Below are 13,567 nucleotides of genomic sequence, written 5' to 3'. Positions count from 1 at the left end.
ATGGACGCAAAATTAAAATATAAATCCAAGAAAATCAAAATCGTCTTTTTCGATATTGATGATACGTTGCGAGTGAAAGATACTGGCTATATTCCGGACTCTATCAAAACGGTGTTTAAACAGCTAAAAGAAAAAGGAATTTTGACAGGAATTGCTTCAGGGAGAGGGATTTTTGGTGTAGTTCCAGAGCTGAAAGCATTGCAGCCGGATTTCTTTGTCACTTTAAATGGTTCCTATGTAGAGGATAAAAAAGGAAATGTAGTTGTCCAGCATGTCATTCCCAAGGAAATGGTGGAGGCATACATTGCGTGGACGAAGGAAGTTGGGATTGACTTTGGCCTCGTTGGTAGTCATGAGGCAGCGCTTTCGACGCGAACACCGCTTATTGATGAAGCCATTGATATTGTTTATCCTAATTTACCTATTCAGCCGGATTTTTATCAAGATCACAACGTTTATCAAATGTGGACATTTGAAGATATTGGAGATAGCTTGCAATTGCCTAAAGAGTTAGAAGAACATCTACGATTGGTTCGCTGGCATCCACATTCATCAGATGTAGTTCTAACAAATGGTTCAAAAGCATCTGGAGTTGCGACAGTTGTGGAGCATCTAGGGTTGAAGCCTGAGAATGTGATGGTTTTTGGAGATGAACTCAATGACTTAGAGTTGTTTGATTATGCAGGTATCAGCGTTGCTATGGGGATTTCCCATGAAAAGATCAAAGCAAAGGCTGACTTTGTGACAAAAACAGTAGAAGAAGACGGCATTTTTTATGCCTTAGAGGAGTTAGGAATGGTAGAAAAAGAATTGCATTTTCCGCAAGTGACGATTGAAAAAACAGAAGGTCCGAAAGCGACTATTAAAACCAACCACGGAGATTTGAAAATTCAACTATTTCCAGAGCAAGCGCCGAAGACAGTAGCGAATTTTATCGCTTTGTCAAAGGATGGCTACTATGATGGCGTGATTTTCCACCGCATTATCAAGGATTTCATGATTCAAGGTGGTGACCCAACTGGTACGGGCATGGGTGGCGAATCCATTTATGGTGAAAAGTTTGAGGATGAATTTTCACCAGAATTGTACAATATCCGTGGAGCACTTTCAATGGCTAATGCTGGTCCAAATACAAATGGCAGTCAATTTTTCATCGTGCAAAATAGCAAGATCCCTTATGCACAAAAGGAATTGGAACGAGGTGGTTGGCCAGCACCGATTGCTGAAGTCTATGCAAGCAAAGGTGGAACGCCGCATTTGGATCGCAGGCATACTGTATTTGGGCAATTATTAGATGAAGCTTCTTATCAAGTGTTAGATAAGATTGCAGCAGTTGAAACTGGTGCAATGGATAAACCACTGGAAGATGTTGTGATTGAAACCATTAAAGTTGAGGATTAAAATGAAAATTGGTGAAAAACTAAAAGGCCGAATTACCGGTATTCAGCCTTATGGTGCTTTTGTGGAACTAGAAACGGGTGACATGGGATTGATTCATATCTCAGAAATTCGGACAGGCTATATCGAAAATATCCACGAAATTCTGCATGTTGACGATCAGGTCTTGGTGCAAGTGATGGACTATGATGAATTTTCGGGTAAGGCTAGTTTGTCAATGAGAACTCTGGAAGAAGAGAAGCATCATTTGCCTAAACGCCATCGCTTTTCAAATGACCGTTACAAGATTGGTTTTGCACCGCTCGCTAAAAATTTGCCGACTTGGACCAAGGAAGCAATGGATTTTCTGAATCAATCAAAAGAAGAAACTGATGAATAAGCATCAAAGCAGACTTTAAATACTCAATATAAAGCCCTCAATAGAATGGTTCTATGAGGGCTTTTATGTGTTTTCATACATTAAGGAGTGGTTGTATCATCACATATGCTCTACTTAATATACCATTACATCAAGGTATACTCATCTGGCAGCATAATAGTTTCTTTACCATTATTGTCAGTCACAAAGATTTCTCGTGGAAAAAATGGATCGAAAGCGTCATTAAAATCAAAAGTGACAACAGTCGCTAGGCTCTCTTGTGAAAATTGAAAAGTCGTTTTTCCTTTGTTGTTGATGAGTTCAAATCGAAGAAGTTCATCTAATTCAAACACACCTTTTAGAAAATTGTCAATAATATACCAAAAGCTGTCAACGATATCATCTGGTAAACTGGTTACAACGCCAAAGCTGGCATAACGTCCACGTGTATTTGTAAAAGCCATCGTTTCTTCCTTTCTGTGCTCATTCATCAAAGGATTTTCTATATGATACATAAAATAAGCTTGAATTGCAAGAAATTGTTCTTTGAAAATCAAAAAGGACCAGAGGTCCCTTGGCAACTTTAGCGATTCTTTAGCTCTACATAACGTTTGTACCAAATATTGACATAGGCTTGTGAAAAAGGTCCACGCTCATTATTAATCCAGTCTACTAAGATTTTCACATTCTCCTTGAGAATGTAATCTAAATCATTGGAATAGTTCATTTGCCGCTTGTGGCGCTCGTATTCATCTACATCCAGCAATCGCTTTTCACCATTGGTGAAGACTTTGACATCTAAATCATAATCTATGTATTTTAATGCTTCTGCATCAAGATAATAGGGGCTGGCTAGATTGCAATAGTAGGAAACCCCATTTTCGCGGATCATAGCGATAATGTTAAACCAATATTTTTTATGAAAATAGACAATAGCTGGCTCGCGTGTCACCCAACGCCGCCCGTCACTTTCTGTGACCAAGGTATGGTCGTTGACACCAATAATGGCGTTTTCTGTTGTTTTTAGTACCATGGTGTCGCGCCAAGTGCGGTGCAGACTTCCATTATGCTTATAACTTTGAATTGTAATAAAGTCGCCTTCTTTTGGAAGCTTCATCTTCTACCAACTTTCTACAATTAATCAGGTTATCGCTCTTATTGTAACATATTTTCATGAAAAAACATAAATAAACCTTACATTTTTTATAGATATTCTCTGAGAGCGCTAGCAATATCAGAAAAATCGTAGCCTTTGCGTGCGAGTGCTTGGGTGAGCCGTTGTTTTAAATCATAGCCATCGTATTTTTTAGAATACTTGCGGTATTGTTTGTCTAATTCTTTGTAAAGCAATTCTTGCTGGTTTCCATCATCATCTTCTATCGTGAGGTTTTGGTATGCCACTTTTGCTTCTTCATAGGAAAAACCTTTATTGATGAGCTGTTGTAAGATTTTATCGTGAAGTGCTTTTGTCGGGAGCTTCCCTTGATATTTTTTGAGTAATTTCTGAGCAACTTTTTGACTTACTTCTGTAAAATCAAATTTGCATAATTCTTCATCAATAATAGGAGCTGTGATACCTTTTTGAGCTAATTTTTGCTTGAGGACAAAAGCACCTTTATCACCAGATAGAAGATTGGAATGAATAAAGGAATAAGCATATTGTCTGTCATCTATCCAGTTATCTTTTATGAGAATCGTTAGCACTTTCTCGATGGTATCTAAGGAAATCCCGTGTTTTGTCAAATAATCCCGCACTTCTTTGACAGTTCTTTGCTTGAAAGAAAGATAATATAGAGCTAGATTTTTTCCGTAAGAAAACTGTGCGTAGTCCTGAATTTCTTTTAATTCTTGCTCACTGATGTTCATGCCTTTTGATAACATAAAGTGAACGATGGTATCTTCAGTGATGTAAAGTTTGTCAGTTTCGTCCAATTCTAAAAGATAGAGACGCTTTTTCTTTTCAATTTTAGTGATTTTCATAATCATTCTTTCGATAACTTGTGTGAAATTTGGAGCTAATGATGGGATAGTGAGTGTGACTATTAGCCAAATGCTTCAAAAGCTGCGATAAGTCGTAATTTCTCGGAGTTGATATTTTCTCGACCATAGTAGTCCAAAAATAGGTCGCCATATTTTGGATTGCCTAGATTATAAGTCAGTGACCAGATAGCCCAATAAAGGTCAATGTGGCGATCACTAAATCCAGATAGCCCAACATCAATGAAGCAGGAAAAATGACTGGCATCAGTGAAGATAAAATTTGGAAGACAGGCATCTCCATGGATAAAGACTTCTTCAGTCAGCAAGTGCCCTAGCTTTTGAATGAGGTGATAAGCCTCTTCTCGACTGCGAATCTGAAATTGTGGCAGGAGAGCTTTTTCATAGAAAAGCCCTTTTTGATAGTTCTCTTCCGCTAGCTGAATATAGTTCTTTAGAAGTGAGTTTGTGGGAAAGTGGACTGGTTGGAGGTTATGGAGCTGTCTTAGCGCTGTTGCCATGGTTTGGCAGAGGACTTCTGGTTGGTCTAGCACTTCCAATCCTGATATGCCGGAGGCTTCTTTAGTGAGCAAGTAGTCCTTGTCTTGGCTGATGTATGTCAGGACAGGAACACCGAGCCCTTGTTTGTCAAACCATTTAGCACATTGTGCCTCTCGTGCTAGCTTTCCTTTTTGGTCTATTTTAAGATAGTAGCCTGTGTCTAGATAAAGCACGGTTGCGCCTGAGTGGGAAGAACTGTCATACAAAGTGGCTTTCTCTGTATATATTCGTAATTCTTCTGGGAATTGAGAAATTGTGAGAGTTACTTTTTCTTTTTTCATACTGATTATTGTACCATATTCTCAACATTATCGTGTTGGCATGGTATAATAGGCTTATGAATCTGAAAGTAAAACAAAAAATCCCCTTGAAAATCAAAAAAATGGGAATCAACGGGGAAGGGATTGGATTTTATAAAAAGACATTGGTCTTTGTACCAGGTGCTTTAAAAGGTGAGGATATTTTTTGTCAAATCACGACGGTTAAGCGTAATTTTGTCGAAGCAAAACTGTTGACGATTAACAAACGCTCTAAGTATCGAGTAGAGCCTCCTTGTGAGATTTATGAAAAATGCGGGGGCTGCCAGATTATGCACTTGCATTATGACAAACAGTTAGAATTTAAGACAGATCTGCTGCGTCAGGCTTTGAAAAAATTTGCACCAGCTGGTTATGAAAACTACGAGATTCGTCCAACGATTGGAATGCAAGAACCACTTTACTATCGGGCTAAGCTTCAATTTCAGACACGGAAATTAGGAGATGAAGTCAAAGCAGGGCTTTATGCGCAGAATTCTCATTATCTGATTTCTTTGAAAAATTGTCTGGTTCAAGATAAAGTAACGCAGAAAATCATCAATAAAGTGGCTCTCCTTTTGGGAAAGTACAATCTTCCTATCTATGATGAGCGCAGGAGAGCCGGCGTTCGGACAGTCATGATTCGCAGGGCTCGGAAAACGGGACAGGTGCAGATGATTTTTGTTACGGGAAAGAAGTTGGACTTCTCTCCAGTCATTCGAGATTTAACAGCAGAATTTCCAGAATTAGAAACAGTGGCGGTCAATTACCATACGACAAAATCAAGTGAAATTTATGGAGATAAGACGGAAATTATCTGGGGAAAAGAGACAATTCAAGAAGGTGTTTTGGATTACGAGTTTTCCTTATCGCCTCGGGCTTTTTACCAGCTCAATCCAGAGCAAACAGAGGTGCTTTACAGTGAAGCACTTAAGGCCTTGGATGTCAATTCGGAAGATCATTTGATTGATGCATACTGTGGCGTGGGAACGATTGGCTTTGCTTTTGCTAAAAAAGTGAAGTCTCTTCGTGGCATGGATATTATACCAGAAGCTATTGAGGATGCTAAGCGAAATGCCAAGAAAATGGGATTTGACAATGCTCATTATGAAGCTGGGACTGCTGAAAGCATTATTCCTCGTTGGTATAAGGAAGGCTATCGGGCAGATGCTTTGATTGTGGATCCGCCACGGACTGGCTTAGATGATAAGCTGCTTGAAACGATTGTTCGTTATGCACCAAAGAAAATGGTTTATGTCTCTTGTAATGTCTCTAGTCTAGCCAGAGATTTGGTGCAATTAAGCAAGATCTATGATGTCCATTATATCCAATCGGTGGATATGTTTCCGCACACAGCTAGGACCGAGGCTGTAGTGAAGTTGATAAGGAAAGAGGCTTAGAATGGATATTTGGGAAAAAATGTATGAAGAAGCTAAGTAGCTCTATAATCCGCATGAGGTATCACCCTTTGTGTACGCTAATCATGTTGTAGCAGCTATTGAAGCAGAGGATGGAAAGATTTATACCGGCTTTTTCTTTGCTCCAACAGCTTGAGGGCTGTTGGAGGTTGCAGATAAAATCAACGAAGTTGCTATCAATAAATGTGGTGTTTTTCATCTCTGCGCTGAAAGGGCAGCAGCTTTTAATATGTATCAGTATTCTGGACAGACAAAAATGAAACGAGTATTGGCTTTTCGTGATAAACCGCCTTATGGCGGATGTTCTGGTATGCCTTGTGGGGCGTGTAGAGAATTTCTAATGGAGTTGAATCCTGAAAATCGTCATCTGGAGTTTATGTTGGATTTTGAAAAACGCGAAACGATTACTTTGGGAGAACTCATGCCTTACTGGTGGGGACAAGAACGTACTGAAAATGACGGGAAATGATATGAAACACTTTTACTGTATGTTAGAATAATATACGAGGCACTTTCTAACAACGAAAGTTCAAAGAATCAGGATGTAAAAATTGCAAAGAAGGTATCCTGTAGCAATGCTATTGATATTTTATAGCATTTGGTAAATGGGATAGAATGACTTGTTCATGAGTGAGCCTAGTTTAAGGCAGATGACAAATAGGCGACAGAAGTTGAGCAGTAAAATGAAACACAAATATTTTCAACTACTTCAGCAATAGAAAAACTTGTAGAGATCATTTTCTACAAGTTTTTTCGATTTTACAAGGAAATCTCTGTGTTTTCCAATGCTTTTTGTGCATCTGAGACGATTGTTTCAATGATTTCTTTGCATGGTCGGATTTCTTTTATCATACCAGCAATTTGACCGCACATCATGGAGCCGTTTTTTGTGTCTCCGTCATATACAGCTTTTGAGAGAGCTCCAATAGTAATCTCTTCCAGTTCCTCACGGCTGGTACCTTTATTTTCAAGTTCTATATAATGGTCTGTCATTTCGTTTCGGATACAACGAACGGGGGCACCCGCCCTCCTGCCTGTGACAGCTGTATCTGTATCATTTGCCTTGAGAACTGCTTCTTTATAACTTTCAGCGATTGGGCATTCTTCTGATGCGAGAAATACCGTACCGAGTTGAACTCCTTGTGCGCCTAAAACGAAAGCAGCAGCAAGCCCGCGACCGTCTGCAATACCTCCTGCACCAATCACGGGAATATCAACTGCATCAGTAATTTGTGGCAGCAAAGCCATGGTATTGGTGCTACCGATATGACCACCCGATTCAGATCCTTCAGCGATAACAGCGTCAACACCTAATTCTTGCATTTTTTTAGCATGTTTCACGCTGGCAATGACCGGAATAACCTTGATACCTGCTTCTTTGAGAGCAGGCAGAATAAATTTAGGGGTGCCAGCACCAGTTGTCACAATAGGAACTTTTTCTTCGATGATAACATTCACAAGCTCTTCGACATTTTTCAGCATCAGCATCACATTAACAGCGAATGGTTTGTCTGTGAGTTTACGCAATTCACGAATTTCTTCGCGCAATTGGTCGCCAGTCATACTACCTGAAGCAATAATCCCCAAGCCACCCGCTTCTGAAACAGCAGCAGCCAACCGATAGTGAGAAATTTGCGCCATAGCACCTTGAAAAATTGGATATTTGATGTTTAATAAAGTTGTAATAGACATACTATCTCCTTCATCCTGTTTTTGAAATTATTATATCACGATTATAAAAACGTTTTCAAATCCGTGATTTAATAAATTTTCTTTTGTTTGTGAAATATTTTGCTTTAAAAAGAGGGGCTATCAATTATTTTATTTGTGAAAAATACAAAATCATTTTATTATAACAATTACTTATACTATATTAAAAATAGTTATAGATGATGATTGATTCCAAAAAATGGAATGAGGCAAAGATAAGGAATGTGTTGATTTTGCTTAGAAAGCAACCGCTTTTTGTGTTATAATAATAGAAAAATGTTCATGAGGTGAAGTATGGACAACATCATTGATGTATCAATTCCTGTGGCAGAAGTAGTTGACAAGCACCCAGAAGTGTTAGAAATTTTGGTGGAACTGGGTTTTAAACCGCTTGCCAATCCAATCATGCGCAATACGGTTGGTCGCAAGGTGTCGTTAAAGCAAGGTTCTAAGTTAGAGGGAACCCCTATGGATAAAATTGTCATGACATTAGAAGCAAATGGCTATGAAGTGGTGGGGCTAGACTAATGGCAGATGAACGAATTGAGATTTTGAAATCCATTTTGCTGGATTTGCACCATGGTGCAACAGCAGAAGAGGTTCAAGAGCAGTTTAACAAGCATTTTACAGGTGTTTCGGCTATTGAGATCAGTCTTATGGAGCACGAACTGATGAACTCGGATACGGGTGTAACCTTTGAGGATGTTATGTCGCTTTGCAATGTTCATGCGAATCTTTTTAAGGGAGCAGTGAAAAATGTAGAAGTGGCTGACACAGATCATCCAGGACATCCAGTTCAAATTTTTAAGCAGGAAAATCTGGCTCTGAGAGCGGCTCTGTTGCGGATCCGGCGCCTCCTTGATACCTATGCTCAAACAGATGATGCAGAAATGAAGACAGAGTTGGAAAAGGGGTTGATGCGCCAGCTGGGCTTGGTCGGTCAATTTGACATTCATTATCAGCGCAAGGAAGAGCTGATGTTTCCGATTATGGAGAAATACGGTCATGACTCACCACCCAAGGTTATGTGGGGTGTGGACGACCAGATTCGAGAGCTTTTTCAGGAAGCAAAGACTGCTGCTGAAGATTTGTCTAACCTAGGTATCGAGCAAGTTCGAGCAACATTTGAAAATTTTGCAGCTGAGTTTGAAGCGATGATTTTCAAGGAAGAGTCCATCTTGCTTATGATTTTGCTGGAATCTTTCACACAGGACGATTGGTTGAAAATTGCAGAAGAAAGTGGTGCCTACGGTTATGCGATTATCAAGCCGACTGAGAAATGGGTACCAGATCGTCAATCATTCACGGAGGCAGAAAAAGAGACTGCTGAGAAGACTGGAAGCGAAGCGGCAGCCCGTGACGAGTTTGTGTCAGACGGTACTATTCAGCAAGTCATTGAGACGCCTGATGGGCAGGTCATTATTTCCTTTAAACCAAAAAAGAAAAAGGCAGAAAACAATTTTGATCGGCAGAACCAACAGCCGTTTGGACATGGCTATTTATCAGTGGAAGAGGCTAATTTGATTCTCAATCATCTGCCAATGGAGATTACCTTTGTTAATAAGGAGGATATTTTCCAGTACTACAATGACAGTGTGCCAGCTGATGAGATGATTTTCAAACGGACGCCGGGTCAAGTGGGGCGCAATGTCGAGCTGTGCCACCCGCCTAAGTTTTTGGAGAAAGTTCGCTTTATTTTTAAGGAATTGCGTGAAGGCAAGCGAGACAAGTTTGTTATGTGGTTCAAGTCTGAGTCGCGGGATAAATTTGTTCATGTGACGTATGCGGCAGTGAGAGATGAAGCAGGAGAATTTCAAGGTGTGCTGGAATATGTCCAAGATATTCAGCCTTTCCGTGATATTGAAGAAGATTTCTACCGAGGAGTAGATTAGAAGGAATATGATGACGTACGAACAGGAATTTTTAAAGGATTTTGAAGCTTGGGTCAAAACTCAGGTGGCAATCAACGAAATGGCTCTTCAAGAGAGTCAAAAAGTCTATGAAGAAGACCAAGATGAACGCGCTAAAGAAGCCGCGATTCGTTATGAGAGTCGTCTGGATGCTTATCAGTTTTTATTGGGGAAATTTGCCAACTATCAAGAGGGCAAGGGATTTCATGACCTACCAGACGGACTTTTTGGGCAGAGAAATTATTGATTTTCTCTAGAAAACATGTTAAACTAAATGCATTAGAGGTGTTTTGAATCCCATTTGTCACAGAAAGCGGCACTGCTGAGAAATCCGCACAAATGTCAAAACTGGTTGCTAAGGCTAAAAATGAAATAATGGTGTCTTTTTGTTTACTTTTAGGACTAAGCAGCGAGTTGCGGGCTGTACTGGCGTACATCTAAGCGAGCTAACAACGTAATAAAAGATGAACAAGAAGACCAGAGTTGCGGGCGTCTGCCCGAAATTGGGTGGTACCGCGGATAAAAACATTCGTCCCTGTCATGTATGGCAGGGACGAATTTTTATAAGCGGAACGGGGAGAGGAATTATGATAAATATTTTAGGTCAAATTGAAGACAATAAACTTCCTGATATTGAAACAGAGCGGCTGTATTTGCGCCAACGTCTAGTCTCAGATGCTAAAGAGATTTTTGCTTATGCGAGTTTGCCAGAGGTGACTTGGCCAGCTGGTTTTCCACCTGCAGAAAGCGTGGAAGAAGAGGAAAATTATCTCGAAAACATTATGCCAAAGCGCTGGATTGATCAAAAAATACCGTCTGGTTATGGTATCTGCTTGAAAGGAACAGATGAAGTCATTGGCTCGATTGATTTTAATCATCGCCATGCTGATGATGTTCTTGAAATGGGCTATTTGCTTCACCCAGATTATTGGGGGCAAGGGATTGTGACAGAAGCTGCGCGTGCGCTGTTGGAAGTTGGCTTCACCCTACTCAATCTCTGCAAAATCGAAATTGAATGTTATGGATACAACAAAGCAAGCCAGCGTATTGCTGAAAAACTTGGCTTCACCCTCGAATCTCGCATTCGTGACCGCAAAGACGCACAAGGCAAACGCTGTGATTTATTGCGTTATGGATTGCTGAAAAGTGAGTGGGAGGGGAGATGATTATAGAAAATTCTATTTTAACAGAAGAACAAATAAAAGGAATCGATGAAAAATATTCTCATTTGAAAGATACTGATGTTATTGAAAGTCTGGGATGCTATGAAATGGATTCTGAACAAAATAATTTGGTTATTACTGAATTTCCAATTAATAAGGAAGATTTAATAGAAATTTCTAATCAAATTTCCAACATTCAACAGGAATTTGAAAGACTTAAAGTAATGTATAAAATGTTTATTTCGGACGTTTTTGATTTTTTGAAGTTGAATTCTGAGTTAGAGAAGAAAAATAAGGGGACTAATGAGCTTGATGTAAATCGTTTCATGATGCACTTACTTTCTAGTGGAAAATTATTTGTTGATTTTGCTGAAAATCAGATAAAAACAAAACATAGGCAAAAATTTAAAAAATTTCATAAACTTACTAGTCAACAATATGACAATAGTTTTGCTTATCGATTTTGCTATAATCTTAGAAATTTTTCACAACATGTTGGAATTCCAATCTCTGCACTTCATAAGAAACAAGATTACGTCGATGACGAAAAGGCAATTATTAGTCTTTGGATTGAAAAAGACTATTTATTAAATTCTAGTTTCAATTGGAAAAAATTGCGCAATGAAATAGAGGCAAGAAATGATATTGATGCAGTTGAGTTGGTTAAATCTTATATGGAAGCAATTACGATTTTATATGGTGAATATAATAAATTTCTTTTGAATATACACCATTGTAATTTAATAAATTTAAAACTTTCACTTGAAAATTTTGGATTAGTACATAAAAAATACTGTATAGTTGAAAGAACAAAATACAATTTAAAGTACAATCCAGCTAATATCACAACAAGACCTTTACTGGGATTAGCAGATATTGATGCAATTTATGTGCATCTTAGTGAAATTGGAATTGTAAAACTAGTTAATAAAGAATAATATAAATTTAGGAGACACATTATGTCAAAAGAACTTTCACCAAAATATAACCCAGCTGAGGTTGAGGCTGGGCGTTATCAAAAATGGTTAGATGAGGATGTTTTCAAGCCGTCTGGAGATAAGAAGGCTAAGCCTTACTCTATCGTGATTCCACCACCAAATGTAACTGGTAAACTTCACCTTGGTCACGCTTGGGATACGACTTTGCAAGATATTATCATCCGTCAAAAACGTATGCAGGGCTTCGATACCCTTTGGATTCCTGGTATGGACCACGCTGGTATCGCTACACAAGCTAAAGTTGAGGCACGCCTTGCTGAAGATGGTATCTCACGTTACGACCTTGGTCGTGAAAAATTTCTTGATAAAGTCTGGGAATGGAAAGATGAATACGCATCAACAATCAAACAACAATGGGGTAAAATGGGTATCTCTGTTGACTACTCACGTGAACGTTTCACCCTTGATGAAGGTTTGTCAAAAGCGGTTCGTAAAGTTTTCGTAGAACTTTACAAAAAAGGTTGGATTTATCGTGGTGAATTTATCATTAACTGGGATCCAAAAGCTCGTACAGCCCTTTCTGATATTGAAGTTATCCACAAAGATGTCGAAGGTGCTTTCTACCACATGAACTATATGTTGGAAGATGGTTCACGTAGCCTTGAAGTTGCCACAACTCGTCCTGAAACAATGTTCGGTGACGTTGCCGTTGCGGTTAACCCAAATGATGACCGTTACAAAGATTTGATTGGTCAAAATGTCATCCTTCCAATCGTTAACAAAGCTATTCCAATCGTTGGTGATAAACACGCTGACCCAGAATTTGGTACTGGTGTGGTTAAAATCACTCCAGCACACGACCCTAATGACTTCTTAGTTGGTCAGCGTCATAACTTGCCACAAATCAACGTCATGAATGATGACGGTACAATGAACGAACTTGCTGGTGAATTTGCTGGTATGGACCGCTTTGAAGCTCGCAAAGCTGTTGTTAAAAAATTGGAAGAAATCGGTGCGCTTGTTGAAATCGAAAAAATGGTTCACAGCGTTGGTCACTCAGAACGTACAGGGGTTATGGTTGAACCACGTCTATCAACTCAATGGTTTGTTAAAATGGATCAATTAGCTAAAATGCTATTGCCAACCAAGACACAGACGACAAAGTGGACTTTTATCCACCGCGTTTCAATGATACTTTCCTTCAATGGATGGAAAATGTTCATGACTGGGTTATTTCTCGTCAGCTCTGGTGGGGGCATCAAATCCCAGCATGGTACAATGTTGAAGGTGACATGTACGTTGGTGAAGAAGCTCCAGAAGGTGACGGATGGACTCAAGATGAAGATGTGCTTGACACTTGGTTCAGTTCAGCCCTATGGCCATTCTCCACAATGGGTTGGCCGGATGTGGAGTCTGCAGACTTCAAGCGCTATTATCCAACATCAACCTTGGTGACTGGCTATGATATTATCCCGTTCTGGGTATCTCGGATGATTTTCCAAGGTTTGGAATTTACTGGCAAGTCGCCATTCAAAAATGCCCTCATCCATGGTCTCATCCGTGATGAACAAGGCCGCAAGATGTCCAAATCCCTAGGCAACGGGATTGACCCAATGGATGTTATCGAAAAATATGGTGCTGACGCGCTTCGTTGGTTCTTATCAAACGGTTCTGCACCAGGTCAAGACGTGCGTTTTTCTTACGAAAAAATGGATGCCGCTTGGAACTTCATTAACAAAATCTGGAACATTTCTCGTTATATTTTGATGAACAATGAAGAGTTGACACTTGACCAAGCGAGTGAAAATGTTGCAAAAGTTGTGGCTGGTACAGCCGGG

Annotated in this window: 13 protein-coding genes and 2 pseudogenes; 10 read left to right on the top strand and 5 right to left on the bottom strand. The window is 39.5% G+C overall.

The window, feature by feature from the left end; all coding sequences use genetic code 11:
• A complete protein-coding gene (locus tag HMPREF2887_RS06070) occupies positions 1-1,401 on the top strand; it encodes a bifunctional Cof-type HAD-IIB family hydrolase/peptidylprolyl isomerase (RefSeq protein ID WP_084740924.1) in 1,401 nt (466 codons plus the stop codon).
• A 1-nt stretch (position 1,402) separates the two neighbouring features.
• On the top strand, positions 1,403-1,777 hold the full coding sequence (locus tag HMPREF2887_RS06065; RefSeq protein ID WP_021001363.1) for a S1 RNA-binding domain-containing protein: 375 nt from the start codon (positions 1,403-1,405) through the stop codon (positions 1,775-1,777).
• Positions 1,778-1,902: 125 nt separating this feature from the next.
• On the opposite strand, the gene HMPREF2887_RS06060 is transcribed toward HMPREF2887_RS06065, so the two are convergent.
• From HMPREF2887_RS06060 to HMPREF2887_RS06045, 4 genes are all read right to left on the bottom strand, one after another.
• Positions 1,903-2,220, bottom strand: coding sequence for a DUF960 domain-containing protein (locus tag HMPREF2887_RS06060; protein WP_041784094.1), 318 nt, complete (start codon positions 2,218-2,220; stop codon positions 1,903-1,905).
• A 119-nt stretch (positions 2,221-2,339) separates the two neighbouring features.
• Positions 2,340-2,873, bottom strand: coding sequence for a nucleoside tri-diphosphate phosphatase (locus HMPREF2887_RS06055; protein ID WP_003025799.1), 534 nt, complete (start codon positions 2,871-2,873; stop codon positions 2,340-2,342).
• Positions 2,874-2,959: 86 nt separating this feature from the next.
• Complete coding sequence (recX, locus tag HMPREF2887_RS06050; protein WP_003025796.1) at positions 2,960-3,736, bottom strand: recombination regulator RecX; 777 nt, start codon at positions 3,734-3,736, stop codon at positions 2,960-2,962.
• Positions 3,737-3,798: 62 nt separating this feature from the next.
• Complete coding sequence (locus HMPREF2887_RS06045; protein WP_003025794.1) at positions 3,799-4,575, bottom strand: aminoglycoside 3'-phosphotransferase; 777 nt, start codon at positions 4,573-4,575, stop codon at positions 3,799-3,801.
• 56 nt (positions 4,576-4,631) lie between these two features.
• Between HMPREF2887_RS06045 and rlmD the strand changes: the two genes are divergently transcribed.
• Positions 4,632-5,990, top strand: coding sequence for a 23S rRNA (uracil(1939)-C(5))-methyltransferase RlmD (gene rlmD / locus HMPREF2887_RS06040; protein ID WP_084740921.1), 1,359 nt, complete (start codon positions 4,632-4,634; stop codon positions 5,988-5,990).
• A 70-nt stretch (positions 5,991-6,060) separates the two neighbouring features.
• Positions 6,061-6,477: pseudogene (locus tag HMPREF2887_RS06030) on the top strand (cytidine deaminase family protein).
• Between the two features lie 290 nt (positions 6,478-6,767).
• Here HMPREF2887_RS06030 and HMPREF2887_RS06025 read toward each other — a convergent pair.
• Positions 6,768-7,700, bottom strand: coding sequence for a nitronate monooxygenase (locus tag HMPREF2887_RS06025; RefSeq protein ID WP_057489580.1), 933 nt, complete (start codon positions 7,698-7,700; stop codon positions 6,768-6,770).
• Positions 7,701-8,012: 312 nt separating this feature from the next.
• Here HMPREF2887_RS06025 and HMPREF2887_RS06020 point away from each other — a divergent pair, with 312 nt between their 5' ends.
• The 6 genes and pseudogenes from HMPREF2887_RS06020 to HMPREF2887_RS05995 form a co-directional block, all read left to right on the top strand.
• Entirely contained in the window at positions 8,013-8,246 is a 234-nt protein-coding gene (locus tag HMPREF2887_RS06020) for a DUF1858 domain-containing protein (RefSeq protein ID WP_003025778.1), read from the top strand.
• Positions 8,246-9,610, top strand: a complete 1,365-nt coding sequence (locus HMPREF2887_RS06015; RefSeq protein ID WP_084740917.1) for a DUF438 domain-containing protein — start codon at positions 8,246-8,248, stop codon at positions 9,608-9,610. Before HMPREF2887_RS06020 ends, HMPREF2887_RS06015 begins: the two co-directional genes overlap by 1 nt.
• 10 nt (positions 9,611-9,620) lie before the next feature.
• Entirely contained in the window at positions 9,621-9,875 is a 255-nt protein-coding gene (locus tag HMPREF2887_RS06010) for a DUF1912 family protein (RefSeq protein ID WP_003036340.1), read from the top strand.
• 340 nt (positions 9,876-10,215) lie between these two features.
• Positions 10,216-10,794 (top strand): GNAT family N-acetyltransferase, encoded by a 579-nt coding sequence (locus HMPREF2887_RS06005; protein WP_084740915.1) that lies wholly within the window; start codon positions 10,216-10,218, stop codon positions 10,792-10,794.
• Positions 10,791-11,729 (top strand): ribosome-binding factor A, encoded by a 939-nt coding sequence (locus HMPREF2887_RS06000; RefSeq protein ID WP_084740912.1) that lies wholly within the window; start codon positions 10,791-10,793, stop codon positions 11,727-11,729. Before HMPREF2887_RS06005 ends, HMPREF2887_RS06000 begins: the two co-directional genes overlap by 4 nt.
• 21 nt (positions 11,730-11,750) lie before the next feature.
• Positions 11,751-13,567, top strand: a pseudogene (locus HMPREF2887_RS05995) (valine--tRNA ligase); the annotation flags it as partial.

Source organism: Streptococcus sp. HMSC071H03, from assembly GCF_001813035.1.
GTDB lineage: Bacteria > Bacillota > Bacilli > Lactobacillales > Streptococcaceae > Streptococcus > Streptococcus anginosus.
Note: the sequence above shows the minus strand (reverse complement) of the source record. Positions and strands in the feature narration are given on the sequence as shown.